Annotated in this window: 20 protein-coding genes; 9 read left to right on the top strand and 11 right to left on the bottom strand. The window is 41.2% G+C overall.

The window, feature by feature from the left end; genetic code table 11:
- Positions 1–212: 212 nt before the first annotated feature.
- From prmA to rpsU, 5 genes are all read right to left on the bottom strand, one after another.
- The gene (gene prmA / locus AC2IOM_RS01955; protein ID WP_100912656.1) at positions 213–1,091 is read right to left on the bottom strand and encodes a 50S ribosomal protein L11 methyltransferase; all 879 of its coding nucleotides are present in this window, start codon (positions 1,089–1,091) and stop codon (positions 213–215) included.
- Between the two features lie 59 nt (positions 1,092–1,150).
- Complete coding sequence (gene rpoD / locus AC2IOM_RS01950) at positions 1,151–2,995, bottom strand: RNA polymerase sigma factor RpoD (RefSeq protein WP_010561027.1); 1,845 nt, start codon at positions 2,993–2,995, stop codon at positions 1,151–1,153.
- Between the two features lie 112 nt (positions 2,996–3,107).
- Positions 3,108–4,853 (bottom strand): DNA primase, encoded by a 1,746-nt coding sequence (gene dnaG / locus AC2IOM_RS01945; RefSeq protein WP_486358952.1) that lies wholly within the window; start codon positions 4,851–4,853, stop codon positions 3,108–3,110.
- A gap of 178 nt (positions 4,854–5,031) precedes the next feature.
- Positions 5,032–5,478 (bottom strand): GatB/YqeY domain-containing protein, encoded by a 447-nt coding sequence (locus AC2IOM_RS01940; RefSeq protein WP_054979112.1) that lies wholly within the window; start codon positions 5,476–5,478, stop codon positions 5,032–5,034.
- Between the two features lie 19 nt (positions 5,479–5,497).
- A complete protein-coding gene (gene rpsU, locus AC2IOM_RS01935; RefSeq protein ID WP_010362466.1) occupies positions 5,498–5,713 on the bottom strand; it encodes a 30S ribosomal protein S21 in 216 nt (71 codons plus the stop codon).
- 269 nt (positions 5,714–5,982) lie between these two features.
- Here rpsU and tsaD point away from each other — a divergent pair, with 269 nt between their 5' ends.
- Positions 5,983–7,011 (top strand): tRNA (adenosine(37)-N6)-threonylcarbamoyltransferase complex transferase subunit TsaD, encoded by a 1,029-nt coding sequence (tsaD, locus tag AC2IOM_RS01930; protein ID WP_010561024.1) that lies wholly within the window; start codon positions 5,983–5,985, stop codon positions 7,009–7,011.
- Positions 7,012–7,065: 54 nt separating this feature from the next.
- Here tsaD and plsY read toward each other — a convergent pair whose 3' ends face one another.
- The gene (gene plsY / locus AC2IOM_RS01925; RefSeq protein WP_100912660.1) at positions 7,066–7,656 is read right to left on the bottom strand and encodes a glycerol-3-phosphate 1-O-acyltransferase PlsY; all 591 of its coding nucleotides are present in this window, start codon (positions 7,654–7,656) and stop codon (positions 7,066–7,068) included.
- Positions 7,657–7,790: 134 nt separating this feature from the next.
- Here plsY and folB point away from each other — a divergent pair, with 134 nt between their 5' ends.
- The 4 genes from folB (at position 7,791) to AC2IOM_RS01905 (ending at position 12,931) form a co-directional block, all read left to right on the top strand.
- On the top strand, positions 7,791–8,150 hold the full coding sequence (gene folB / locus AC2IOM_RS01920; RefSeq protein ID WP_100912661.1) for a dihydroneopterin aldolase: 360 nt from the start codon (positions 7,791–7,793) through the stop codon (positions 8,148–8,150).
- Positions 8,150–8,629, top strand: a complete 480-nt coding sequence (gene folK, locus AC2IOM_RS01915; protein WP_486358951.1) for a 2-amino-4-hydroxy-6-hydroxymethyldihydropteridine diphosphokinase — start codon at positions 8,150–8,152, stop codon at positions 8,627–8,629. The genes folB and folK overlap by 1 nt, the downstream gene beginning before the upstream one ends.
- A 5-nt stretch (positions 8,630–8,634) precedes the next feature.
- Positions 8,635–9,450, top strand: coding sequence for an undecaprenyl-diphosphate phosphatase (locus AC2IOM_RS01910; protein ID WP_486358950.1), 816 nt, complete (start codon positions 8,635–8,637; stop codon positions 9,448–9,450).
- 202 nt (positions 9,451–9,652) lie between these two features.
- Positions 9,653–12,931: a two-component regulator propeller domain-containing protein gene (locus tag AC2IOM_RS01905; RefSeq protein ID WP_486358949.1), complete on the top strand. Its 3,279-nt coding sequence runs from the start codon at positions 9,653–9,655 to the stop codon at positions 12,929–12,931.
- A gap of 36 nt (positions 12,932–12,967) precedes the next feature.
- Here AC2IOM_RS01905 and AC2IOM_RS01900 read toward each other — a convergent pair whose 3' ends face one another.
- Positions 12,968–14,071 carry a tRNA nucleotidyltransferase/poly(A) polymerase-related protein gene (locus AC2IOM_RS01900; RefSeq protein ID WP_486358948.1) on the bottom strand — a complete coding sequence of 368 codons (1,104 nt, stop codon included), beginning with the start codon at positions 14,069–14,071 and terminating at the stop codon, positions 12,968–12,970.
- A gap of 114 nt (positions 14,072–14,185) precedes the next feature.
- Between AC2IOM_RS01900 and AC2IOM_RS01895 the strand changes: the two genes are divergently transcribed.
- Positions 14,186–15,100 (top strand): ExeA family protein, encoded by a 915-nt coding sequence (locus AC2IOM_RS01895; RefSeq protein ID WP_138629073.1) that lies wholly within the window; start codon positions 14,186–14,188, stop codon positions 15,098–15,100.
- Between the two features lie 11 nt (positions 15,101–15,111).
- Positions 15,112–15,942: a general secretion pathway protein GspB gene (locus AC2IOM_RS01890; protein WP_486358947.1), complete on the top strand. Its 831-nt coding sequence runs from the start codon at positions 15,112–15,114 to the stop codon at positions 15,940–15,942.
- Between the two features lie 8 nt (positions 15,943–15,950).
- Here the strand turns inward: AC2IOM_RS01890 and AC2IOM_RS01885 are convergent, their stop codons facing one another.
- The 3 genes from AC2IOM_RS01885 to putA form a co-directional block, all read right to left on the bottom strand.
- A complete protein-coding gene (locus AC2IOM_RS01885; RefSeq protein WP_486358946.1) occupies positions 15,951–17,120 on the bottom strand; it encodes an HD-GYP domain-containing protein in 1,170 nt (389 codons plus the stop codon).
- A 5-nt stretch (positions 17,121–17,125) separates the two neighbouring features.
- A complete protein-coding gene (locus tag AC2IOM_RS01880) occupies positions 17,126–18,325 on the bottom strand; it encodes a cyclic di-GMP phosphodiesterase (RefSeq protein ID WP_138629066.1) in 1,200 nt (399 codons plus the stop codon).
- Positions 18,326–18,467: 142 nt separating this feature from the next.
- On the bottom strand, positions 18,468–22,268 hold the full coding sequence (gene putA, locus AC2IOM_RS01875; protein ID WP_010561013.1) for a bifunctional proline dehydrogenase/L-glutamate gamma-semialdehyde dehydrogenase PutA: 3,801 nt from the start codon (positions 22,266–22,268) through the stop codon (positions 18,468–18,470).
- A 143-nt stretch (positions 22,269–22,411) separates the two neighbouring features.
- Here putA and AC2IOM_RS01870 point away from each other — a divergent pair, with 143 nt between their 5' ends.
- Complete coding sequence (locus tag AC2IOM_RS01870) at positions 22,412–22,900, top strand: winged helix-turn-helix transcriptional regulator (protein ID WP_010561012.1); 489 nt, start codon at positions 22,412–22,414, stop codon at positions 22,898–22,900.
- Positions 22,901–23,067: 167 nt separating this feature from the next.
- Here the strand turns inward: AC2IOM_RS01870 and AC2IOM_RS01865 are convergent, their stop codons facing one another.
- On the bottom strand, positions 23,068–23,712 hold the full coding sequence (locus AC2IOM_RS01865; RefSeq protein WP_010561011.1) for a TIGR04211 family SH3 domain-containing protein: 645 nt from the start codon (positions 23,710–23,712) through the stop codon (positions 23,068–23,070).
- 370 nt (positions 23,713–24,082) lie between these two features.
- Here AC2IOM_RS01865 and AC2IOM_RS01860 point away from each other — a divergent pair, with 370 nt between their 5' ends.
- Positions 24,083–25,603, top strand: coding sequence for a CYTH and CHAD domain-containing protein (locus AC2IOM_RS01860; protein ID WP_105170947.1), 1,521 nt, complete (start codon positions 24,083–24,085; stop codon positions 25,601–25,603).

Raw genomic sequence — 25,603 nt, 5'->3', positions numbered from 1 at the left:
CCAATCAAGGGGCGCTAAGTTTACGGTTTTTTTTGCAAAAATCAAAGCCTATTATTTATACAAAAGTGGTTTTTTTTTAAACTTTTGATATTGACTTTTTGTAACTGGCTATCGAGCGAAAAAAAAGGAAGATTTTTGTTAGCAAAAGTAACAAATCCTTAACTCAAATTGTGTTGAGCTAAGGATTTTAAAGGGGCGCAGCGTGATACTACTTAGCGCTTTTTACCTGCTACACGCATCCACTCGCCATCTTGTTGGCTTGTTTCAAGCTCGGCATATTGACGATAAATATCTTCAACAGACGTCACTTGTTCTTCAAGAATACCCGACAACGCAAACTCGCCACCAGATTTAAGTAAGCCTAAAATAACTTGATGTAATTCACGTAAAGGTTGCGCAAGAATATTGGCAACTAAAATATCGGCTTCAAATTCAGGCTGATCTTCAGGAAGATAAACTTCTAGCTGGTCGGCCACGCCATTACGCTCGGCGTTATCGCGGCTCGCTTCTAATGCTTGTGGGTCAATATCGATACCAATAACGCGCTTTGCACCAAGCTTAAGTGCGGCAATACCTAAAATTCCTGAACCACAGCCAAAATCGACAACCGTTTTGCCGCTTAAATCTAAACTGTCTAGCCAGCGTAAACATAGTGCTGTAGTGTTATGTGTGCCAGTACCAAAAGCAAGGCCTGGGTCAAGTAACACATTCACTGCACTTGGGTCAGGAATATCGCGCCAGCTTGGACAGATCCAAAGGCGTTCGCCAAATTGAATTGGGTGGAAATTATCCATCCATTCACGTTCCCAGTCTTTGTCTTCAAGCTGCTCTACTTTACAAACAAAGTTTTCTTGTAATATTGGCATTTGCGCAAGGTGTTCGGTGATTGCTTGCATATCAACACTGGCATCGAATAAGCCAATTACTGTTGTGTCAGCCCAAAGTGTCACTTCGCCAAGTTTTGGCTCATAAATAGGAGTGTCTTTTGCGTCGACAAAGGTCACCGAAGGACAGCCTAGTTCCATTAGCTCATCGCTGATGATTTCGGCATTTTCTTTGGTGCTATTAATGCGGATTTGTACCCACGCCATAATTTTTATCCTGTAAGAAAAAAGGCCGCAATGTGCGGCCTTTTAGTTTAACTGGTTACTTAGCCTTTAAAGTCTAAGAAGCTTTTCAGTAAGTCTGAACGAGAAGGGTGGCGAAGCTTGCGAAGTGCTTTCGCTTCGATTTGACGAATACGCTCACGGGTTACGTCAAACTGCTTACCTACCTCTTCTAATGTATGGTCAGTATTCATATCGATACCGAAACGCATACGCAGTACTTTTGCTTCACGCGCTGTTAAGCCAGCTAGTACATCATGTGTTGCATTTTTGAGGCTTTCCATTGTTGCTGAATCAACCGGTGATTCAATGGTGCTATCCTCAATAAAATCACCTAAGTGCGAATCTTCATCATCACCGATAGGTGTTTCCATTGAGATTGGCTCTTTTGCAATTTTCAGTACTTTACGGATCTTGTCTTCCGGCATTACCATGCGTTCAGCAAGCTCTTCTGGCGACGGCTCGCGACCCATTTCCTGTAACATTTGACGTGAAATACGATTTAGTTTGTTAATCGTTTCGATCATATGTACTGGAATACGGATAGTACGTGCTTGGTCAGCAATTGAACGTGTAATTGCCTGACGGATCCACCATGTTGCATAAGTTGAGAACTTATAACCACGGCGGTATTCAAACTTATCAACCGCTTTCATTAGACCAATGTTACCTTCCTGGATTAGATCAAGGAATTGTAAGCCACGGTTGGTGTATTTTTTCGCAATTGAAATTACAAGACGTAAGTTCGCTTCAACCATTTCTTTCTTCGCACGGCGTGCTTTTGCTTCACCGATTGACATGCGACGGTTGATGTCTTTGATACGTTCTAGGTTTAGACCTGTGCTTTCTTCCATTTGGCGTAGTTTGTTAATACAACGCTCAACTTCAAACTTCACTTCTGCAAGTTTGTTTGAGTATAGTTCGCCAGATGCGATTTCACGGTCTAACCATGCCGAATCCGTTTCGTTATTTGCGAAGTTTTTAACGAAAGTTTTCTTTGGCATTTTAGCAATTTGAACAACTTGCTTCATGATGATGCGTTCTTGAACGCGAATACGGTCCATCATGTCGCGCATGTTTTTAACCATGCGGTCAAATTGCTTAGGCATTAGTTTAAAGGTACGGAAATGCTCACCGATTTCAGCGATAATAGCTACTGCATCTGGGTGAGAGCGACCTTTCTCTTCAAAAATACCACGCGCTTGATTATAAAGGTTACGTAGCTTTTCAAAGTTTTCTGCAGCTTCTTCAGGGCATGGGCCCGTATCTGCTTCTTCCTCATCATCGTCATCATCACTTTCAAGATCTGAATCTTCATCATCCAATTCTTCTTCAGAAAGTTCTGAACCAATGTGCGTTGCAGAGATCATTGTTTCGTCTGCGTCAGGATCGTAGAAACCGCTGATAATATCGCTTAAGCGTACATCTTCAGCAAGGTAGTTATCCCATTGCTCAAGTAAGTAATTAATTGCTTCAGGGTACTCTGCAACAGAAACCTGTACTTGGTTGATACCGTCTTCGATACGCTTAGCGATGTCGATTTCGCCTTCACGTGTTAGAAGCTCTACAGTACCCATTTCACGCATATACATGCGTACCGGATCTGTCGTACGACCGATTTCTTTCTCTACCGTAGCAAGCGCTGCCGCTGCCGCTTCTGCAGCATCTTCATCGGTAGTTGTTTCTTGCATCATAAGTTCATCGGCATCAGGTGCATTTTCTACTACCTGGATACCCATGTCGTTGATCATGCCGATGATGTCTTCAACTTGTTCCGAATCTATGATGTCTTGTGGAAGGTGGTCGTTAACTTCGGCAAATGTAAGGTAACCTTGCTCTTTACCTTTTTGAATGAGGAGTTTTAGCTGTGACTGAGGAGTTTGCTCCATAGAGGTATTCTCTTCCACTCTGATAAGTTGATACAACGGGCGTCTTAAACAACTTGATACAAGACGCAGTGAATAGGGCAGTATAACACGAAAGGTTGAATTTGGCTAGCTGTTATCTGCCTTTTAATGCAAGTGTGAGCATTGAATATTCTTGCTTTTCAGCTTTACTCAAACCTTGCGTTTTCTCTTTTATTAATAGGGACTCTAGGCGCAAATTTAAACACTGATCTTCAATAAAATTAAAAGTACTTTGAAATTCACTGGTTAACGAATCTTGATTTACTTGATGCTGCCACGCGGCGAGTTTCGCTAATGGCGCATATTCAGGACTTTCTCTAAATTGCTCAAGCAGTTGCGCTGTGGTGTTGGTTTTATCTAAGGCGAGTTTTTGTAATTGAATAAAAAGCTTGATGCCCGGTACATCCATCTGCGCTAATTCTGGCTGGAATGGCACTTCACTGGCAAGTTCTGGATGCTGTAATAGCAAGCCAATTGCGCGTCGCATTGGTGTTATTTTAAATTTCTTAGCAAGACCTTGTTGCTGCTTTGGTGTGTTTATTTTCTTTTGTAACTGAGCACGGGTGCGGCCAATCAGACGCGCTAATTTATCGAGTAAATTATCCTGATAGTAGTCGCTCGGGACCTTTTCAATCAGTGGCAACGCCTGCTGTAATAGCTTTGATTTGCCTGCGTCTGTAGTCAGATTAATTTCCTGTGCAAGTCTATCAAACAAGTATACCGAGAAATCAGTGGCATCGTCGTAACGTAATTCAAAGGCTTCACGACCTTCTTTTTGTACTAATGAGTCAGGGTCTTCACCATCAGGTAAAAATACAAACTCGAGTGATTTACCATGATTTAAATAGGGTAGCGCATTTTCCAGTGCTCGCCACGCAGCATCGCGCCCTGCACGGTCACCATCGTAACAACAAATAATGCGGTCGGTGGTTCTAAATAGGGTGTGAATATGCTCAGGTGTGGTTGCTGTACCAAGTGCTGCAACTGCGTAGTTAATGCCTTTTTCAGCAAGTGCAACCACGTCCATATACCCTTCAACTACCAGTATTTGTTCGAGCTTTTTGTTAGCGTGTTTGGCTTCATACAAGCCGTAAAGTTCAAAGCCTTTATGAAAAATTCGGGTTTCTGGTGAGTTTAAATATTTCGGGCCATTGTCGTCGCTATTCATGATGCGTCCACCAAAGGCGATAACGCGTCCGCGTTTATCGCGAATTGGAAACATCAAGCGGTCGCGGAAGAAATCAAATTGGCGTCCTGCCGACTTTTCACTGGCAAGTTTTAGTTCGAGTAATTGTTTTTTGCTATCTTGGTTCTTCGCGAATGTTTTACACACGCTGTCCCATTCACTGGGGGCGTAACCAATCATAAATTGTTTAGCAGTTTCGCCACTGAGCCCACGTCCTTTGAGATATTCGATTACTTGAGTGGAGTTGTCATGATGCTTTAATTGGTGTTGGTAAAACTTTGCAACATGCATCATTAATTCGTAATCAGAGCGTTTTTGCTCAGTACTGACTTGTGGCCCTTGATTTGTGGCATTCTCACGAGGCACATCTAAATTGAGTAAACCCGCGAGCTCTTCTATGGCATCTACAAACTCGAGCTTTTCATATTCCATCATAAATGAAATGGCATTGCCGTGGGCGCCACAACCAAAGCAGTGATAAAACTGCTTATCTTGCGATACCGTAAACGACGGCGATTTTTCATTATGAAACGGACAACATGCCTGATAATCCTTACCTGCTTTTTTAAGGCCTACTTTGCCATCAATAAGATCGACAATGTCGGTTCTGGCTAATAGGTCATCAATAAAGCTACGAGGAATTTTTCCGGCCATGGTATATCGTTATTCGCGTATGTTGATTGAGAGTAGGGGGCTAGCATACCCAAAAATGAAAAATGACGCTAGACGTTATCATCTTTCAGAAATGAAGAAACCGAGCAAAAGCTCGGTTTCTAAAGCTGTTAAGGCCAGCAGTTATTGACTTGAGAAAGTCAGCCTTTAAAACTCTGAGTTAAGCGCTAAGCTTTTGCTTAATTAAACCTGAAAGTTTGCCCATATCTGCGCGACCTTCAGCTTTAGCTTTAAGCAAGCCCATTACTTTACCCATATCTTGCATGCCAGAAGCACCGCTTGACGCGATACATTCATCAATTAAAGTAAGAATTTCTTCATCAGTAAGCGGTTTTGGTAAAAACGCTTCAAGTACTTTAATTTCATTAGCTTCAACTTCAGCTAAGTCCTCGCGGCCGGCGTCGCGATACTGAGATTCAGAATCTTTACGCTGCTTTACAAGTTTAACTAGAATAGACGTGATTTCAGCGTCACCTAGCGTAACTTGCTCGTCGATTTCTTTTTGCTTAATAGCTGCTAAAACCATGCGAATTGCACCAAGACGAATTTTGTCTTTAGCGCGCATTGCATCTTTTTGTGCATCTTTAAGTTGTGCTAAAAGGCTCATTTACAAGACCTAATCTAGATTAGTAAAGTTTTACGCGACGAGCGTTTTCGCGAGAAAGCTTCTTCATGTGACGCTTTACCGCAGCTGCTTTTTTGCGCTTACGCTCAGCTGTTGGCTTTTCATAGTGCTCGCGACGACGAACTTCTGAAAGGATACCTGCTTTTTCACATGAACGCTTAAAACGGCGAAGAGCAACGTCAAACGGCTCGTTTTCTCTAACTTTAATAACTGGCATTAAAAAATCACCTACTTAGTAATATGTTTCTACTTAAATGAGTTTTATTAGCTAAAACTTTAGCTAGTGCCACTCACCTCGGTTAAGATTTAACCGACTAGTTCAAAAATGGTGCGGCATTGTAATCTGAAGCACCACGCAATGTAAAGAATAATTATACCAAAGATGGTAAAAAGCTGACAAAAAATCTTAAAGCTTGTAAAATCGCCGCCTTAACTTAATTGAGCGTGCTTTGATTGGGTATTTAATTGTTATTTTAGGAGAGAAACTTGCGTATTTTGGGTATTGAATCGTCTTGTGATGAGACGGGAATCGCGATTTATGACGATGAACAAGGCTTGCTGGCTCATCAGTTGTATTCTCAAGTAAAAGTGCATGCGGATTATGGTGGTGTTGTACCAGAACTGGCATCGCGTGATCACGTACGTAAGACTATTCCTTTAATTGAGGCTGCATTTAAACAAGCTGGTTGTGGACCCGAAGATTTAGATGGCGTTGCGTATACTGCAGGACCTGGTTTGGTAGGTGCGTTATTAGTTGGTTCATCAATTGGCCGCTCGCTTGCTTATGGGTGGGATGTGCCCGCTGTAGCAGTGCATCATATGGAAGGCCACTTATTGGCGCCGATGCTTGATGAAGATGTACCAGAATTTCCATTTATTGCGCTACTTGTATCGGGTGGCCACAGCATGATTGTAAAAGTTGACGGTATCGGTCAATACACGATTCTTGGTGAGTCAATTGATGATGCTGCAGGTGAAGCGTTTGATAAAACGGCTAAACTATTAGGCCTTGATTACCCTGGTGGCCCATTGCTTGCCAAGCTTGCAGAAAAAGGTGAACCAGAAGTATATCGTTTTCCGCGTCCAATGACCGATAGACCAGGCCTTGATATGAGTTTTAGCGGGTTAAAAACCTTCGCTGCAAATACCATTAATAAAGAAAAAGACGAAGATGGCAATATTTCTGAGCAAGTGAAGGCCAATATCGCCCATGCTTTTCAAACGGCAGTCATTGATACCTTAGTAATTAAATGTAAACGTGCTCTGAAAGAATACGGCATTAAGCGTTTAGTGATTGCCGGCGGCGTGAGTGCTAACGTTTATTTACGTGAAACACTAGAGAAAGTGATGACAGGCATGCAAGGCCGTGTTTATTACCCGCGCACTGAGTTTTGTACAGACAATGGTGCAATGATTGCTTACGCGGGCATGCAACGCTTGAAAGCAAAGCAGTATGCGCCACTTGATATGCGCGCAAAGCCTCGTTGGCCGCTTGATGAGTTGGAATCAATTTAATTTTTCGAATTAACCGCTGCTGCAGTTAGCGTTTATCAAATAAAAAAGCCGAGATTACTCGGCTTTTTTTGATTTTACTTTTGGCTCAGTGCCTTTAAGTAAGCGTATAACGTTAGCTCGATGGCGAAATACAATCAGCGCTGCCAGCATGGTTACAGGCAAAACATAAAGCGGTTTTATAAACCACGTAAATAAAGGCGCTAAACTTACGGTAATGATGGCGGCCAAAGAAGAGTAGCCAGTCAACCAAATTAAACCAAGCCAGGTTAAAATTAATAAGCCTGCCAAGGTAAAACCTATGGGCAGCAAGCTACCAAACGCGGTTGCCACCGCTTTACCGCCTTTAAAACCAAAAAAAATTGGGTAGATGTGGCCAAGACATGCAGCAATTGCAATAAAACCTAAATAAAGAGGCTCTATCTTAAGAAAGTAAGCACCATATACTGGGATTGTGCCTTTCAGCACATCAAATATCAGTACTAAGATTGCAGGCAGTTTGCCGCCAATACGATAAACATTGGTTGCGCCTGGGTTATTAGAACCCGTTGTTCTGGGATCAGGTAAGCGAAACAGCTTACAAATGAGCACTGCTGAAGAAATTGAGCCAAACAGATAGGCAAAGACAATCATTAAGCTTGCTAACACAGCGTTCCTTATTTTTTCTTTAGCAAATATAGGCTATTATCTGCCGCTGATTCTTTTTAGCGGATTTACCCATAAGAGTACCTATTTTTTTCTCTAATTGGTATCCGACCACAGTATAATCGGGGTGAATACGGGTGCAAGATAAGGTTTTTATTAGTCAATTACAGGTTAATACCATTATTGGCGTGTTTGATTTTGAAAAACAAGCGAAACAACCTTTGTTTTTTGATGTTGAAATGCTGACAAATTTTGCCCAAGCTGCGAAGTCTGACAATGTTGATGATGTGGTTGATTATGCCAAAGTGTCTGAGCGCATTATTGCTCACTGTGAATCTACGCAAGTTGAATTATTAGAGACGTTAGCCGAGCAACTAACTACTATCATCTTAAATGAGTTTGCTGTATCGCAAGTGACATTGCGAATCTCAAAGCCCCAAGCTGTAATTGAAGCGCAAACTGTGGGTATTGAAATCACACGTAAAAAGCAAAGCTAATGGCACAGATTTTTATCAGTATTGGCTCTAATATCAATAAAGAGCATTACATTAAAGCTGCTTTAGCTATTTTACCTCAGCATTTTGATAATGTTATTTACTCAAGTGTTTTTGAAAGTGAATCGGTTGGTTTTGAAGGGAATAACTTTTATAACCTTGTGGCCGCTGCTACAACCAATTTACCGCTTGAAGAAGTATGTGCTCGCCTTAAACAAATTGAGCGCGACCATGGTCGCACCCCTGCCGATAAAAAGTTTAGCCCACGCACACTCGATCTCGATTTGTTATTTTTTGACGAGATGATCTGTGACACGCCAGCGCAATTGCCGCGTGATGAAATTACCAAAAATGCGTTTGTACTTTGGCCTCTTGCTGAAATAGCCAGTGACTTTATCCACCCTACGGTCAACCTGAGTATTGGTGAGCTGTGGCAAAATTATAATAAAAATAAGCAAAAATTGTGGAAAGTGGAGATTTAAAATAAATGGGACTGATTGAAATTGTTGCACTGGCACTTATTCAAGGGTTTACTGAATTTTTGCCTATTTCAAGTTCAGGCCACCTTATTCTACCGAGTCAATTACTTGGCTGGGAAGATCAAGGTCAGGCGTTTGATATCGCAGTACATGTTGGAACATTATTCGCAGTACTTATTTATTTCCGTAAAGATGTAGTTCAAATACTTTCTGCATGGTTTAAGTCTTGTGCCGGAAAGGGCCACACAGTAGAAAGTAAACTTGGCTGGTATATAATTCTGGCAACCATTCCTGCGGGTTTAGTTGCTGGCCTTGCAAAAGATTTCATAGAAGCTAACACACGCGGTGCTGCGGTGATTGCAACGACAACCATCGTTTTTGGTTTAGCGCTTTGGTATGCGGATATCAAAGCAAAAGAGAACAAGAACATTTTCGATGTTAAATGGAAAGCAGCCTTGCTGATTGGCATTGCGCAGGCGGTTGCGTTAATTCCTGGTACCTCACGCTCTGGTATAACTATTACCGCCGGTTTATTGCTTGGACTTGATAAAAAAAGTGCAGCGCGTTTTTCGTTTTTAATGTCTATTCCCGTTATTGGTGGTTTAGGGCTAGTGATGATCATCAAGCTGATTTTAGATAACACAGCGGTTGATTGGTATGCACTGATTTTAGGTACTGTGCTATCGTTCGTTTCAGCGTATACCTGTATTTTCCTATTCTTAAAGTTTATTGAACGCATGGGCATGTTGCCATTTGTGATTTACCGATTAATTTTAGGGTTTGCATTGTTTGCACTCATTGGACTTGGATATATCAGTGCTTAAAGTAAGTTTGTAAGATTAAAAATGAAAAAAGGCTAAGAATGATTCTTAGCCTTTTTATTTTGCTTGTAACATAGTTAACCTTTTGTCTTGAGAGCTTGCTTCGCGCTAAGATAGTTAAATTTTGTCTATATCAAAGCTTCATTTGATGAATATAAGTTGATAACTTAATAATGATTTTGTTTGTGTAATGGGTACGTTTGTTTTGCGTCTTTTAGTTGTATTACTTTGCTTTGTTGTTTCATTTTATATTGACGCTACGACCGATACGCAAAATGATGGTATTTCGGAGCTTACAGCAACACAAGTTCAACCAGCTGTATGGCAGGATTTATCAACCTTGGTTTTGCCTATTGGTCAACCTGCGCTCCAAAGGTCGAGCTATGTGAATTTAGATAAAGCTCAGGCTATTCAATGGCAAAAAACTAAAAATACAGCTATCAAACGAAGAACTTTTAGTTTAACTAACGTTGCTAACGCAGCTTTTGTTGAAGTTCCAAACGCTAATGGCATGTCCAGATGGCAAACCGTAAAGTCGATGCAATATGAGCTTAACACGCTTTTTGACATTCGACATTTTTCTATGCGTCAAGGTTTGCCAACAGGGGCTATTTATCAAACCTTTCAAGATAAACATGGCGTATTGTGGTTAGCGACAAATGGCGAGGGAGTATGCCAATATATCTCAAATTCTTTTAGGTGCTTCAAAGAGTTACATGGACTTAATAACAATCGAGTATGGAAAATAGCAAATGGATTGCAGGGGGAGTTATTATTTGCCACGGATAAAGGGGTAAGTAGTTTTGATGGCAAGAAATTTCGTAGTCTTCATATTAACGGCAAACCATTTTTAGAGAAAGTGAATGATATTGCTATATTAAATAAAGCAATATTCTTTATTACTGATAGTGAAATATACCGTTATCAAAATGGTGAAATAGCGACGACCTCTAACGCTATACCTTTGACGGTATTTAATCGTTTGACTTCACTTAATGGCTCAATATGGTTGGCATCAAATAAGGGCTTATTTTCGTTATCAAATGGGCAAATTAATCTTTATGAATTTCGCGATGAAGCTTGCAATGGGAATATTACCTCGTTAACAGGTGAGGGCAACTTAGTTATTTTTGCGGTTAAAGGTCAAGGTATATGCCGCATCGATATAGAAAATAGAAGTGTAAATAAACTATTAGGAGTCACTGTCCCCAATGTGACTTCATTGCTATTTGATGAAACAAATAGCTCTCTTTGGATTGGTGATGACAGTAAAGGCGTTGTTAAAATTCAAAATGATCACGCTCTTCGTCTCAACAATCAAAATGGGATGAATGCTGACCATATTCGTGGCTTGATGAAAGATAGCCAAGGCCATATATGGATTTCCACTTACAGCAATGGCATTAACCGTTTTAAAGAGAGTGGTTTTTCGTTATTAAATAAGCGAAGCGGGCTTAGAAATGAACGTGTTAGTGCATTATCAAATATTAATAATCAACTGTGGCTAGGTCAGTACGGCGGAGGCATTCAAGTCTTATCCGATGATCAATGGTACGAACCTGAGACACCTTTGATGAATCCGTACATTCATAGCATCACGCAAGACCAAGCGGATCGAATATGGGTTGGTACACGACAAGGTATTATGGTGCTTGGCGAGAATGGCGCGACTCAGATTGGCAAAGAGCAAGGTTTAACTGCCGATATCATTCACAAAGTGCTCGAGGCTTCGGATGGTTGTATTTATATCGCGTCGTCAAAAGGTTTGTACCGAAACTGCAATAATCAATTACAAAAGTTAATGCTAGAGCAAGAGCAGTACGTAATTAATGTGCTTGCAGATACCGCAAATCGTATTTGGTTTGTTACCAATGGTGGGGGGACACATTATCTTAATAAAGGTCATGTTTATCGTTTTACTGAGGAAGATGGCTTACCAAGTGATTGGGCTTATAGTTTAGAACAAGACAGCCGCTATATTTATCTCGGAACACGAAAAGGTGTTTTTGTACTCAACGAACAACAAGGTAAATGGCAGGGGCAACAGATTAGTACGGAAAACGGTCTCGCTAGTAGCATAGTGTTGGCACTAAAGGCATATAAGGGGTATTTATGGGTAGGCACGGAAGGGGGCAATAATCGTGTCGCTATTAATTCGTTATTTAACAGCCAAAAAACACCGAAAGTAAACACGTTTGCTTACGATAATGGTTATTTGGCTGTGGATTCAACATTAAATAGCGCTGTAATAGATAAAGAAAATATCTATTGGGGGTCTGCCAATGGAGTAATACATTTTAACCCAGAGCAAATCAATTTAAAGTCGCGCTTAGCGAGTCGCATTATCGAAATTTACTCTCTCAACGAGCAAAGAGAATATCATTATTTATCTGCTATTGAAGCGCAAAATTTTGCCACTAAATTTACACCTGACACGATTCAAATAACAATAAAATATGCGCATAGCGACTGGGCTGCACCTGAGCGCATTATGTATCAAACACGTTTGATTGGTAGTAGCGATACATGGAGTGAACCTTCAAGGCTAAATCAAATCACGTATAACAATTTGCGTCCTGAAAATTATGAGTTTCAGGTAAGAGCAATAAATGGTGAGCAGATTGGAGAGACCGTTACTTATCGATTCGAGCTATTACCTCCATGGTGGCAAACCTGGTGGGCATATACGTTTTTTCTTTGTGCTTTAACTGTACTTATTTATTTGGTGGTGAAGTGGCAATTTGAAACAGTAAGAAAGCAGCAAAGAATTAAAGACCGAGCTGAATTTTCAGAAGCATTACTTGCTCGAAAAAAACAGCTCCTTGCTGAAGTTTCGCATGAAATTAGAACACCATTAAGTGTACTTAAAATGCAAATAGAAGGCCTTGAATACAATATTGTTGATAATAATGAAAAAACATATGAGGTATTACATCGCCGTATTGGTGATATTAATACTTTAATTGCAGATATTGATCAGCTAGCAAATGCAGAACTACAAGAGCTGTCGTTAAATCTAGCAACTATGCTTGCGAAACCTTGGCTCGAAATGTGGTGCAGTGATGCACAAACACGTATCGCCCAAAGTGAAGGAATACACTTTTCCTTTAACATTAATATACCTGAGAGCACAACGCTTGATGCAGATAAAAAACGGCTTACGCAAGTACTTACTAACCTACTATCAAATAGCATTCGATATACACAAACACCTGCAAATATTGAACTAGATGCGAGTATTAAAAAAGGGAACCTTGTTATTACATTATCAGATAGTTCACCGGGAGTGTCTGATAGTGAGCTAACAACAATTTTTAAGCGGATGTATCAATGTGAAAATAATAAGGCTTTGTACAAAGGTGGTACAGGACTTGGCTTAGCCATTTGCCAAGATTTAATCGCACGCCATCAAGGTGAAATCTTTGCTGAGCATAGTGTACTGGGCGGTGTAAAAGTCACTATTAAATTAAAGGTAAGCGTCTAATTATTTTATCACTTACCTTTAAGGCTTTAGCGTATATTATTCAAATATACCACTTACGGCATCTTGCCTAGCTTGCGCCAGCTGTTGTTTGATTTCAGCACCTTTAAAACCTTGTTTAATAATAGCTTGTACATCGATAGCGGTGGTTTTTGTTGCCGCACTTTGTAGTTTACGAGCCAAGGCTGAATGTTCTTCTCCAAGCAAGGCAAAGGTTTCAATAAATAAGTTTAACCGCTCGGGGCGTCGCCAAACATCTGCTTGATTAAAGAGTGCCAGTACCTGCTCTACTGATGCTTGGTTGTGCTTAAAAATAGGCGCAAAGGTGGTAAATAGGCTCAGTGCATCAACATAGGCATTGGGTAAACGCAAACGCTCGGAAAGTGTTTTGACCTCAGTTGGCTGAATCCCTTTTAGCCACAAACAAAAGGCGATAATGAGTTGGTTTTCGCCAGCTACTCTCGTTAAAAGCGTTGCGATCTCTTGGCTGTAATCAGGTGACCAATGGTTTGTCAGTGGCGGTAAAATAACCGGTAGCGCGTTTATTTCTGCAAGCACATCGGTAAATACATTGATTGCGCCATCGGCAAGAGATTTTTCAATTTCCAGCCAAATTCGCTCTTTGGTTAGGGTGTTAATTTCACCTTGGGCAACCATTTTTTGCATTAGTAATACTGTTTCTGGCGCGATAGTAAAGCCCAAATAATGGTAACGAGCAGCAAAGCGTGCAACACGCAAAATGCGCAATGGATCTTCACAAAACGCATCGCTTACATGGCGAAGACGTTTTTGTTCTAAATCGGCTTGTCCATTGAAAGGGTCGATAATATTGCCGTTTTCATCTTCAGCCATGGCGTTTACGGTTAGGTCGCGGCGAATTAAATCTTCTTCCAGTGTGACATCTGGCGTAAAGTCGCAAATAAAACCAGTGTAACCTTGCCCTGATTTTCGTTCGGTTCTTGCTAGTGCGTATTCGTCTTTTGTTTCTGGGTGTAAAAATACAGGAAAGTCACTGCCAACTTGCTGGTAGCCAAGCGCCAATAATTCATCTGGCGTACTACCAACTACCACATAATCTGACTCTTTAATTGGGCGATTTAATAGTTTGTCTCTTACTGCGCCGCCAACTAGGTATATTTTCATTGTGTTAGGTTTACACATAATAAATAACGATAATGATTGAAATCCTATCATAATTTGGAATTCGTTGGTGAATTGGTATGATAGGCTGAGTTTTTATTAAGCGTATTGAAGTAAGTGTATTTAGATTATTTTGGCTTAACGGATCAGCCATTTTCCATCGCACCGAATCCTGACTACCTCTTTTTAAGTGAACGTCACAAAGAAGCATTGGCTCATTTAACTTATGGTTTAGGTGATGCCGGTGGTTTTGTGCTGCTTACGGGCGAGGTTGGAACTGGCAAAACAACGGTAACACGCTGCATGCTCGAAAGCATAGGTGATGAAACTCAAGTGGCGTTTGTGTTAAACCCATCGTTGTCTGAGTTGGAGTTACTTGCGAGCATTTGTGATGAGTTGCGTATTCGTTATAAAAAGTCAGAGGCGACGCTTAAAAATTTGACCGATAAAATTAAAAATCGACTGTTAAAAAACCATAGCCAAGACAAACGCACGATGCTCGTCATTGATGAAGCCCAGCATTTAAGTGGTGCAGTGCTTGAACAGTTGCGCTTACTTACTAATTTAGAAACTAATCAGCGCAAATTACTGCAAATTATTCTAGTTGGTCAGCCAGAGCTGCAAACATTGTTAAAACGTAACGAGTTACGGCAATTAGCTCAGCGTATTACCGCTCGCTACCATTTAATGCCACTTAATGAGTCTGAAGTATTTGCGTATATCAAACATCGTTTGCATATCGCTGGCTGCGATACCATGTTATTTGAAAACTCAGCAATTAAACGTATTCATCAATTAACTGGGGGGATCCCGCGGCTTATCAATTTATTGTGCGAACGAGCGCTAATGGGGGCGTTTGCCAATAGTCGTAAACAGGTCAACAAAACTATGATAGCAACAGCGGCAACTGAAATATTACCGCTTGAAGCGTCAGTAACGGCTTCATCAGGTGCAAATTATCAGGTGTGGATGTATGCCTGCTTTGCTATAGTCGCTGTATTAACGGGCATTGGTTTGTCGTTTATTTTTTAAAAGAAGTATGTATGTCTTATATTCTTGATGCATTAAAGCAAAATGAAACTTCGAGCCGAGGTGCTGTGCCAATGCAAGGTGATTATCAACAGGAATACCTGTTAAGTAAAAAATTACGTTTTTACCGTAATTTGGCTTTATTTTTAGGCTTTTTACTGACCCTTACATTGGGTTTCTTTATCGGTAAAGGATTGCAGACTCAGCAAACGAAACCTGCGATTGAAGCGGGGGTTTTACAAAACAAGGCAACGCCAAATAACCAAGCTATAATGCCGATTCAGCCGCAAGTGCCAGCAACGTCAGGTACCCAGCAACAAATTCAATACCAACTGGTTCCTGTGCCAGTTTACACTCAGCCGGTGGCTGCAAATGCGCAACCTGTTGTAGAACCGACACCAAGTGAAAAATCACAACCTAAAGCAGATGAAAATGCGCAAGGTGAAGCCGATTTATCCGAATATAAAGTGGTTGGCTATCAACAAGCAAAAGAACAGAGAGAGCAAACCAACGCATTAATTGATGCGTTTAGCGAAGCATTTGAGCAGGCGCAAAATGAACCATTAGAACAGCAAGTAATTTCAGGTTCATCTGCTTCGGCACAAGTGTCTCCTATTCAATTATTGCCTGAGGCATTTAGAGCGCGTATTCCCGAAATGCGTTATCAAGCGCATGTATTTGCTTCAGAACCTAGTCGTAGTTGGATTAAGATTAACGACCGAGAACTCAAAGTGGGTGATAATATTAATGGCGTTTACATTATTGATATTGCTGCAGAACAAACCTTAATGCAGTACGACGGTGTGGAGTTTAGTTTAGCTGCGATGGAAGATTGGCAGTTTTAAAACGGCCATTAAATCCCGTCTTCTGAAATTAAATCAGCTATATCTAAATCATAACGCTGGGCACTTGCCGTGCCTTCAATGCTGTCATCAGATTCCGCTAAATCAATTATGCGCACTGCCAAGTGATGATTAAACTCGGCGTTGTAAAATACTTTCACCCGAGGTTTTGTTAGTTGCTGTTGATTTTCAACAACAAGTGCAACGCGACCTGAGCATAGCTTAACTAATGTTCCCGCTGGATAAACCCCAATAGCTTGAATAAAAGTTTGCAGTAAATCTGGGTCGTAGTGGTTCGGTGAATGTTCCATTAATTCACGATATGCAGCAGCGCTGCCAATGGCTTTAGTATGGTCAAAGCCATAAACTAAACTGTCGTACATAATGGCGATGCTAAAAATGCGCTGCGCTGAATTGAGTTTATCAAAATCTAATTGGTTCGGATAACCGCTGCCATCGAGTAGCTCATTTTGCTCAGAAATTAAGCGTAAAACATGTTCATCGGGCTGACCACTGACGCGCAATAGCTTTTGTAATTGTGAAATATGTTGCTGCTTTTTAACTCTCAACATTGGTGCGAGTTTGCCGTCAGGAAGGCGTAAATTGTCAGGCAGCATTTGGTAGCCAACGCGTGAAAGCAGTCCTGCAAGCACCATGTGTTCACTTGCTAACGCTTGATAGTTTTGATGAATGCAAAATTGCGCCAAGCTTACCGCCACCCGCAGTAAGTGACTGTTGAGCAAAGTGTTAGACATTTTACAGCGTACCACTAATGCAGCGGCTTCTTTATGCTGTCGCGTCAGAGTTAATACTTGCTGCGCTAAACTTTGTAACCCCGAAATATCAATTGGGGTGTGGGATTTTGCGCGCGCTAATGTATCGTCAATGATTGTATGCGCTCGGTCTTGCCAATCAAGTGCCGCTTCTAATTGACTCTCAATTTTGACTTTTTTAGTAAACGTTGTTGTTTGTTGTTGAGTGCTTTTTTTAGAGCGACTAGGGTCGACAAGTACTTCTATTACGCCTTTTTTCTTTAGCGCTTGCAGTGCAAAGTAATTTCTTACTAAGCCTGTTTGCACTACTTTAACAGCGCCTAATTGTTTAGTTACTTCTTCAACAAAATCGCCCACTTCTAATTTAGTAATGGGCAATTTTATTTTACCGTCTGGTGTGATGCTCATGTATCTTAATCAAAAAAAGCATTGCGGAAGAATTTAATTAAATCAATGCCAAAGTCTTCTGGTTTAATAGATGACTCAAGCTCGTCGTCAATGCGGTTGCTGGCTAAATTGAGGTCTTGTACTTCAGTGTAATGTTGATGTTTCGCACTGTAGAATACTTTAACAGTTGGTTTTAACGGCTGTTCAAAGTTGCTTTGTGACACAATGCCTAGTTTCTGGCTTTTTAGTTTTACTAATGTGCCTACAGGGTGAATGCCAATGCATTGAATAAAACGTGCAACTAAGTCGCTGTCGAACGCGCTTGGACAACCTGCTCGTAAAATTTTGAATGCTTGAATTGGATTCATATCATCTTTGTAAACGCGCTTAGCGGTTAAAGCGTCATATACATCGACAATTGAGATCATACGTACATACTGGTTTATTTCGTCGTCTTTAAGGCCAAATGGGTAGCCTTTGCCATCTAAGCGCTCATGGTGAAATCCGGCAACTTGAATGGCGATATCACTGAGTTCTGACTCTTCTAAAATCTCTTTGCTGTATAGCGCGTGACGTTTAATTTCGTCAAATTCAGCATCGGTGAGTTTGCCTGGTTTATTTAAAATCGCGTCTGGAACTTTGATTTTGCCGATGTCATGTAACAGTGCACCCGTTGCTAGTTCATGAATAACCTCACGCTCAAACCCCATGTGCTTGGCAAAAATACTCATTAATACCGATACATTAATTGAGTGCTCTAGCAAATAAGCATCTTTTTCGCGAATGCGGGTCATACAGGCGAGGGCGTCTTGGTTGCGAAAAACCGAATCAATAAAGCCGCTAGCAACCTGCTTAAATGGCGCAACATCAATTTTGCGACCGGCGCGAATATCGTCAAATGCTTTTGATTGCAGTTGTTTCGCTTCGGTATAAAGTTTTTTTGCTTTGTTTGCTTCGCTTGAGAAACTCGCCGTTGCTTTGGTTGGATCAAACTTCGGCGTTTCGATTGCGTTCTCGCTGGAATCGCTATTTTTTTCTGCGTTTAAATCAATAAATTTATCAGGGTCGACAGATACTTCTAAAATACCTGACTTTGCTAATTTATTGATGGCGGCTTGTGTCCTTACCCAGCCTTCTGACTTAACTTTTACACTACCTTGTTGCTTTACAACCCCTTGCACATACATGCCGGGTTTAAGATCAGATATTAAAATGGTTTTTAACATTGGCAGTACATCTTTGAATTTTGATTATCTTTAAAATTAGCAAACATTATGCTGAAAATTAAGCGGAAGATAAAAGAAAAGGGCTGAAGTTTACACTTAGCCCTTTTATTTTGCTTAACAAGCCGGTTTCCCGAGCTTTAGATTAATCTTCGTCAGTTAGCGTCATGAGTGATGTGTTACCACCTGATGCTGTGGTATCAATACTGATGGTTTTTTCAGTAACTAAGCGATTGATTAGTGTGTCGTAATACTGTGCACTGATCACCGGTAAAATAGCACCAGAGCGAGCAGCCAGTTTTTCGTTTACATGTGCTTTACGCTCACAACCACTGCCAATTACAGCGCCTGCAACATGCGGGTGAGCAAGTGTTGCATTAAACTCAGACAGTTTAGCCACTTGTAAAACGCCCTCAGCAACACCGCATGCTAATAACTTAGCACGGAAAGCTAACGCTTCTTCGTGGAATAGGTCAGACACCACGGTAATTACAGTATTACCCGCTGCAATCGCCGTTACGATAGACAATACCCAGAAGTTAAATGAAGTATCTTTATCTGCGTAGCAAACAACACAGCCGCGCGGCTCTAGGTAAATTGTGTTTGATTCACCAGTTGGGCCTGGCAGCACAGTACCTTTGGCTAAACGCTTTTCAATACGGTCAAGCTGACTACGTGCATCGGCAATTGTTTGTGTTAAATCATCTGCAAGCTTATCCATGATTTCAACTTGTGCGATTTTAGCCAGCATCTGACGACATACTGAAATACGGTCGTTTAAGCTGGTTGCACGCCAAGTTTTTTCATCGCGAATTGAGTTAACCATCATTTGATTAACGCGTTCAACTGCATGGTTGTCATCAACAATTGCTTCGCCATCAAGGTTGATATTGGTAGCTTGAACGTTTTCAGGTGCAGCATTTTCTTTTACTAAACGTGTTAGATAAGTTGGGCCTCCTGCTTTAGGGCCAGTACCTGATAGGCCGCGACCACCAAATGGTTGCACACCAACAACGGCACCAATCATATTGCGGTTTACGTAAATGTTACCGGCACGTGATTGTTTAGCTAAGTATTCAGCACGTTCTTCGATACGTGTGTGAATACCCATAGTTAAGCCAAAACCAGTGCTGTTTACTTGGTTGATTACGTTATCAATTTCAGTACCTTTGAAACGAATTACGTGTACACATGGACCAAATACTTCTTTCGTTAATACCGATAAATCACTGATTTCGTATAAACGTGGTGCAAAGAAGAAGTGACCGTTTTCATCTTCAGCCGGAATAGGGCATTCAAAATGCAGTGTCGCTTTATCTTTTAAGTATTCAACGTGTTCATTTAGCGCATCAAGTGCTTTTTGGTCGATAACCGGGCCAACATCTGTTGATAGATAAGCTGGGTCGCCAACGTGTAGCTCTTTCATCGCGCCTTTAATCATCTTGATTACTTTGTCTGCGATTTCGTCTTGTACGAATAATACGCGCAGTGCAGAACAGCGCTGACCTGCTGATTGGAAGCCAGAAGAAATAACATCGTCAACTACTTGCTCTGGTAGTGCGGTAGAATCAACGATCATACAGTTTTGACCACCCGTTTCGGCAATCAGAGGTACTTGGTCGCCACCGCGTTCTGCTAGGGTTTGCGCAATGCGTGTACCTGTTTCAGTTGAACCTGTAAACATAACTGCTTGTACGCGCTCGTCAGGAATAATTACCTGACCTACTTTGCTACCGCGAGCAATAACAGGCTGTACTACGTCTTTAGGTAAGCCAACGTCACGCATTAACTCAATTGCACGAAGTGCAACAAGTGATGTTTGCTCTGCTGGTTTTGCAATGACTGAGTTACCTGTTGCGATTGCCGCTGCTACTTGGCCTAAGAAAATCGCAAGTGGGAAGTTCCAAGGGCTGATACATAAAATTACACCACGTGGTGAAAAGCGGCTATCAGCTGCAAGCTCTTCAGCGCGCGCTGCGTAGTAACGACAAAAATCAACTGCTTCACGTACTTCATCAACACCATCTTGCGCTACTTTACCTGCTTCTTTAATACACAGTGCAATAAGTTCATCGCGATGACGCTCTAAAATGTCACCTGTGCGACGTAAGATTTCAGCACGCTCAGCAACTGGCGTTTGAGACCAAGATTGGAAAGCTGATTCAGCTGTATCAACAAGGGCTTTCATTTCAGCTTCGTCTTGGTGACGAATAGAACCAAGCACCTCAGCGTGGTTTGCTGGGTTAATTACCGCCTCGTGACCTTCAGGCACATCGGCATGAGTCATTAGGTTCTCAGCAACCCATTTGTCAATATTCGCTTTGAATGGCGTAATATGGTTAATGTTGGTTAAATCTAAACCTTTAGAGTTTTGACGCTCTTCACCAAATAAGTCTTTTGGTAAAACGATTTGTGGGTTGCGCTTATTGCGAACACGTTGAATTTTTTCAACGGGATCTTCAAGCAGTGATTCTACTGGCTGAGATTCATCAACAATGGCATTTACAAATGATGAGTTAGCGCCGTTTTCAAGTAGACGACGTACTAAGTATGCAAGTAAGTCTTCGTGTTGACCTACTGGTGCGTATACACGACATTGAACACGATCTTGCGTTACAACTTGGTCGAATAATGATTCACCCATACCGTGCAAGCGCTGGAATTCAAAGTTTGAATAGTTGCCATCAGCAAGTTCTAAAATAGTGGCTGCTGAGTATGCATTGTGTGTTGCAAACTGCGGGAAAATCACATCTCGTGCTTTCATTAGCTTAATTGCACACGCTTTGTAAGACACGTCAGTTGTCGCTTTACGTGTGAATACTGGGTAATCTTCAAGGCCATCTGCTTGTGTAAGCTTTACTTCAGTATCCCAGTAAGCACCTTTTACAAGGCGAACCATCATTTTACGATTTACACGGCGACAAAGTGCTTCTAACCAGTCGATTACAAAAATAGCACGCTTTTGGTAAGCTTGAACCGCTAAACCAAAACCAGCCCAATTGCCAAGAGCATCGTCAGAAAATACCGCTTCAATAATATCTAAAGAGATATCTAAACGGTCAGCTTCTTCGGCATCAACCGTAAAGTTAATGTCATACTGTTTTGCTGTAAGCGCAAGTTCTTTAAGCTTAGGCACAAGTTCTTCCATTACGCGCTCACGGTGTGTGAACTCATAACGAGGGTGAATAGCTGAAAGTTTTACAGAAATACCAGGGCTTTTTATAGGACCGCGACCATTGGCTGCTTTACCGATAGCGTGAATTGCCATCATATAGCTATTAAAATAACGTTCAGCATCCGCCATAGTGCGGGCGCCTTCACCTAGCATATCGTAAGAGTATGCGTAGCCTTTTGCTTCTTTATCTTTCGCGCGCTCTACAGCTTCTTCAATGGTAGTACCCATAACAAACTGCTTGCCCATGATCTTCATGGCATATTGTACTGATTTACGAATAGCAGGTTCACCAATACGACCCATAGTGCGCTTTAATAAGCCAAACTGGTCTTCTTTGTTTTTGTCTGCATAGTTAACCATTTTACCTGTTAATAACAGACCCCAGCTTGATGCATTTACAAACAGAGAATCGCTGTTACCTAAGTGAGAGCTCCAGTCGCCGTTTGCTAGCTTATCGCGAATAAGGCTATCTTGAGTTTCTTTATCTGGTACGCGTAGCAATGCTTCAGCAAGGCACATTAATACCACGCCTTCTTCAGAAGACAGTGAGTATTCGTTAAGTAGTGCGTCAACACCACCTTGACCTTCCTGATCGTTACGAATATTTAATACCATTTGGCGTGCACGTTCCCATGCACGGCTACGTGCGCTAACACCGACTTCTGCAAGTGGCAGAATATGGTCAATAACTTGGTCTTCATCAATACGGTAAAAGTCACGGATCTGCTGGCGGATCGGACATTTGGTAGTTAAATCACCATTGTAAAGCATAAAGAAACCCTCAAAATAAAATAGGTTAAATTTATAAAATAGGGGCGTAGTGTAATTTCTTTTCAGCAGAATGTGCTGGCGTATTTTGGCTATATCCGGTAATTTACAGGGAATTGTTCAAAAGATGCCAAATAATATTCTGTATGACCACCTCTATCAAAACACGAGTGCTCGATCGAATCGATTTAGCAATTTTAGATGTTTTACAAAGAAATGGCCGAATTTCTAACGTAAATTTAGCGAAACAAGTTAATTTAAGTCCAAGCCCGTGCCTTGAAAGGGTTAAAAAGCTTGAAGACGATGGTTATATTGAAGGTTATGGTGCACGTTTAAATGCTACCAAGCTGAAACAAAATGTGGTTGCCCACGTTGAGGTAACATTAAAAGAATCAACCGAAGCCGCATTTGATATTTTCAAACAGCATATTATGCGCATTGGTCAAGTGGTGTCGTGTGATATGGTGGCGGGTGGCTACGATTACCTACTAAAAATACGTGTTGGCGATATGATTGAATACCGTGAAGTACTCGGTAAAATTGTAGATACACCAGGCGTTGGTACCAACCGTACTTACATGGTAATTGAGCATGTTAAGCAAGACGCCGGTTTAACCGTGCAGGTTGAAGAGTAATTCCGGATTTATTAAAAACTACCTGTTTTATTGCTGAGTGGTTTAGCTCTCGTAGCAAGCGATTCACAAATTAATGCAGTAGGAATAACGTTTACTCACACGTTTTTGAGTACGGGACAGATACAAAAAAAGCGCTGGTTAAGCGCTTTTTTTATATAGAGTAGATATTACGCCCAACCGTCGTAACGTTTGCGTCGCGATAACACGATTGTGATGATAATCCCCAGTAAAATACCAATAAATGCAATACCGCCGCCATAAATCAATAGCTGCTTTTGCTGTTTTTCACTGGCTTGTTGCTTTTGATTACGTGAGCTTGAGATTTGGGCATTAAGCTTTTCTATTTCAGCATTGAGTTCACGGTTTTTAACTTCTAAATCACTGGCAGTTTGACGCAGTACCGGCATATCACGTTGGCTTGAATTTAGCTCTGCTTGTAAATCAGCTAATTGATTTTTTAGCTTAAGGTTTTGTTGTGCTAAACCCGGGCGCTTGCTGATATTACGTTTATCAATCCAACCTGTACGACCGCGGCTATCTTTTACTTGGCTATAGCCCGTTTCTTTATTTTCATCGAGCAACTGTAATTCGGTACCTGCTTGCACAGAACCAAGAATGCGATAATTTTTGCCTGGACCTGAGTGCATATAAACAAATAGGTTGTCGGTAATATAAGCAGTTGAAGAAGATGCGCTTTCAGTTGTTTGTACTTCCAGTACTTCAGTCGCTGATTCGCCGTTAGTTTGCGTTTCTGCGTGGATAGCTGTGCTTAAACTCGCTAATAAAAGAAATGCAGCAATCGGTTTAAACATTGAGAGGATCCTGTTTTATTGTTGTTGTCCGATAAATTTACCAAGTCGTTTAAATATGTAACTAATTATAGCGCTGGATAAATGAGATACTATCAAGGCGGGATTTGTCTGATGTAGTTATTTTACATCGATAAATTCCAACGCAGTTAGCATGATATTTAGCCCGCTAAAATGACTAGCTATTTAAGTGAATTGGTATTTGAGGCTTCATAGTATGGATTTCACCGCGCAATAGCAAGTCGCGCAGCGCATTCACACAATACTTCATAATTTAGTCGTTGTTTGTAAGTCGATGCACAAAAGGTTGCATTTAGCCCGATATTTGGTTTTACTTAGGCTTTGCTAATAAAATAGGTCAACCCTCCAGCTAATGGATACTGAAATTGAGCTGAAATTTTTAGTTTCAGAACAAGTTATTTCTCAACTGCCAGCACTGATTACCCAGTTTTCAAAAAAAGTCAGTAATAAAGCTTCTCGCAACTTACAAAACGCATACTTTGATACTCCAAGCAGAGAGTTAAGAGCGCTAGATATCGGTTTACGCACGCGTTGTGTTGACGGCGAATGTGAGCAAACAATTAAGTTGGCAGGCAAAGTGGTTGGTGGCTTTCATCAACGTCCAGAATACAATGTGCCAATTAATAATTCGCGCCCAAACATTGAGTTATTTGATACCTCAATTTGGCCTGCTGGCATGGAGCCAGGCACTATTAGTGAAAACCTTTTCTCTATTTTTAACACTAACTTTATTCGTCGTACTTGGTTATTAGAAACCGACTCAGGTACTGAAATTGAATTGGTGTTGGATAAAGGTGATATTTCTGCTTCAGGCCAAAGTGTGCCGATTTGTGAAGTGGAAATGGAATTGGTAAGTGGTGATCGCAAAGAGTTATTTGAATTAGCAAATAAGTTAATTAACTGTAGTGAAGTACGTTTAGGTCTATACAGTAAAGCCGCACGTGGCTACCGTTTAGCGGACGATGCGCCGTTAATGGCTGATACATTCTTAGGCTATGTACAGTTAGATGAAAACGCGACACAAGAAGAAGCGCTTGAGAAGTGCCTTCAATACGGCATTGAGTTTGTGCAAAAACACGAGCAATGCTATATCGATTCGCCAAAATTAAAAACACTAAAACGCATTGTTGATGGGGTTAGCCTTATTCGCCATAGCTTTTGGTTGTTTGAACAAGTTGCCGACAAACAAGTTACTAAATCGTTGCGTAAAGAGCTTAAATGGCTATTAGAAACCTTTTCTTGGGTTGAAACGGCGATTCAATTACGAACGTTTACGTCAAAGAAACATGCGTTTTATAAACGCATTTCGGCTGCGCCTGAGCTTGAACAAGTGATTGATAACTTAAAAGCTGAGCAACCGTCGCGCAAGGCGTTAAAGGCAATTTTCCATAGCCCGCGCTACAACCAACTTATTCTGGATTTAACGCGCTTTTTAATTGAAAAGCGTTGGCGTGATGACTGGGGACAAGAGCAAATTGTTGCTGCTGGTACGCCTGTAAAAGATATTGCGGCACGTCTTTTTGAAAACGATTGGCAAGAAATGCAGCATTTATTACCACATGATGTGGTGAGCGCTGAAAGCTACATCGCAAAACGTCAAAAATTACACCGTAATTTACTCAGCGGTTGTTGCTTAGGGCAGCTTTTTGAAGGACCGCTACGTGATGAATTTAGAGGCCCTTGGCTTGATATTATTCATGGTATGGATGAATTAGCGACATACGACTATTTAAAACAGTTGTGTGAAACGCAACAAGAACCCGAACAATTCACCAGTATTTTGGGTTGGTTAAAACAAAAAAATGATGGTTTGCTCGCAGCAATGGAACATAGCCGTCTTGCAAGTCAAAAATTGGAGCCTTACTGGCAATAA

Source organism: Pseudoalteromonas sp. NS-SX12 (assembly GCF_057367955.1).
Note: the sequence above shows the minus strand (reverse complement) of the source record. Positions and strands in the feature narration are given on the sequence as shown.

Coding starts and splice junctions, on each gene's coding strand:
- prmA (WP_100912656.1), bottom strand. CDS start 1,091: ATGGCGTGGGTACAAATCCGCATTAATAGCACCAAAGAAAATGCCGAA.
- rpoD (WP_010561027.1), bottom strand. CDS start 2,995: ATGGAGCAAACTCCTCAGTCACAGCTAAAACTCCTCATTCAAAAAGGT.
- dnaG (WP_486358952.1), bottom strand. CDS start 4,853: ATGGCCGGAAAAATTCCTCGTAGCTTTATTGATGACCTATTAGCCAGA.
- AC2IOM_RS01940 (WP_054979112.1), bottom strand. CDS start 5,478: ATGAGCCTTTTAGCACAACTTAAAGATGCACAAAAAGATGCAATGCGC.
- rpsU (WP_010362466.1), bottom strand. CDS start 5,713: ATGCCAGTTATTAAAGTTAGAGAAAACGAGCCGTTTGACGTTGCTCTT.
- folK (WP_486358951.1), top strand. CDS start 8,150: ATGGCACAGATTTTTATCAGTATTGGCTCTAATATCAATAAAGAGCAT.
- AC2IOM_RS01910 (WP_486358950.1), top strand. CDS start 8,635: ATGGGACTGATTGAAATTGTTGCACTGGCACTTATTCAAGGGTTTACT.
- AC2IOM_RS01900 (WP_486358948.1), bottom strand. CDS start 14,071: ATGAAAATATACCTAGTTGGCGGCGCAGTAAGAGACAAACTATTAAAT.
- AC2IOM_RS01890 (WP_486358947.1), top strand. CDS start 15,112: ATGTCTTATATTCTTGATGCATTAAAGCAAAATGAAACTTCGAGCCGA.
- AC2IOM_RS01885 (WP_486358946.1), bottom strand. CDS start 17,120: ATGAGCATCACACCAGACGGTAAAATAAAATTGCCCATTACTAAATTA.
- AC2IOM_RS01880 (WP_138629066.1), bottom strand. CDS start 18,325: ATGTTAAAAACCATTTTAATATCTGATCTTAAACCCGGCATGTATGTG.
- putA (WP_010561013.1), bottom strand. CDS start 22,268: ATGCTTTACAATGGTGATTTAACTACCAAATGTCCGATCCGCCAGCAG.
- AC2IOM_RS01870 (WP_010561012.1), top strand. CDS start 22,412: ATGACCACCTCTATCAAAACACGAGTGCTCGATCGAATCGATTTAGCA.
- AC2IOM_RS01865 (WP_010561011.1), bottom strand. CDS start 23,712: ATGTTTAAACCGATTGCTGCATTTCTTTTATTAGCGAGTTTAAGCACA.
- AC2IOM_RS01860 (WP_105170947.1), top strand. CDS start 24,083: ATGGATACTGAAATTGAGCTGAAATTTTTAGTTTCAGAACAAGTTATT.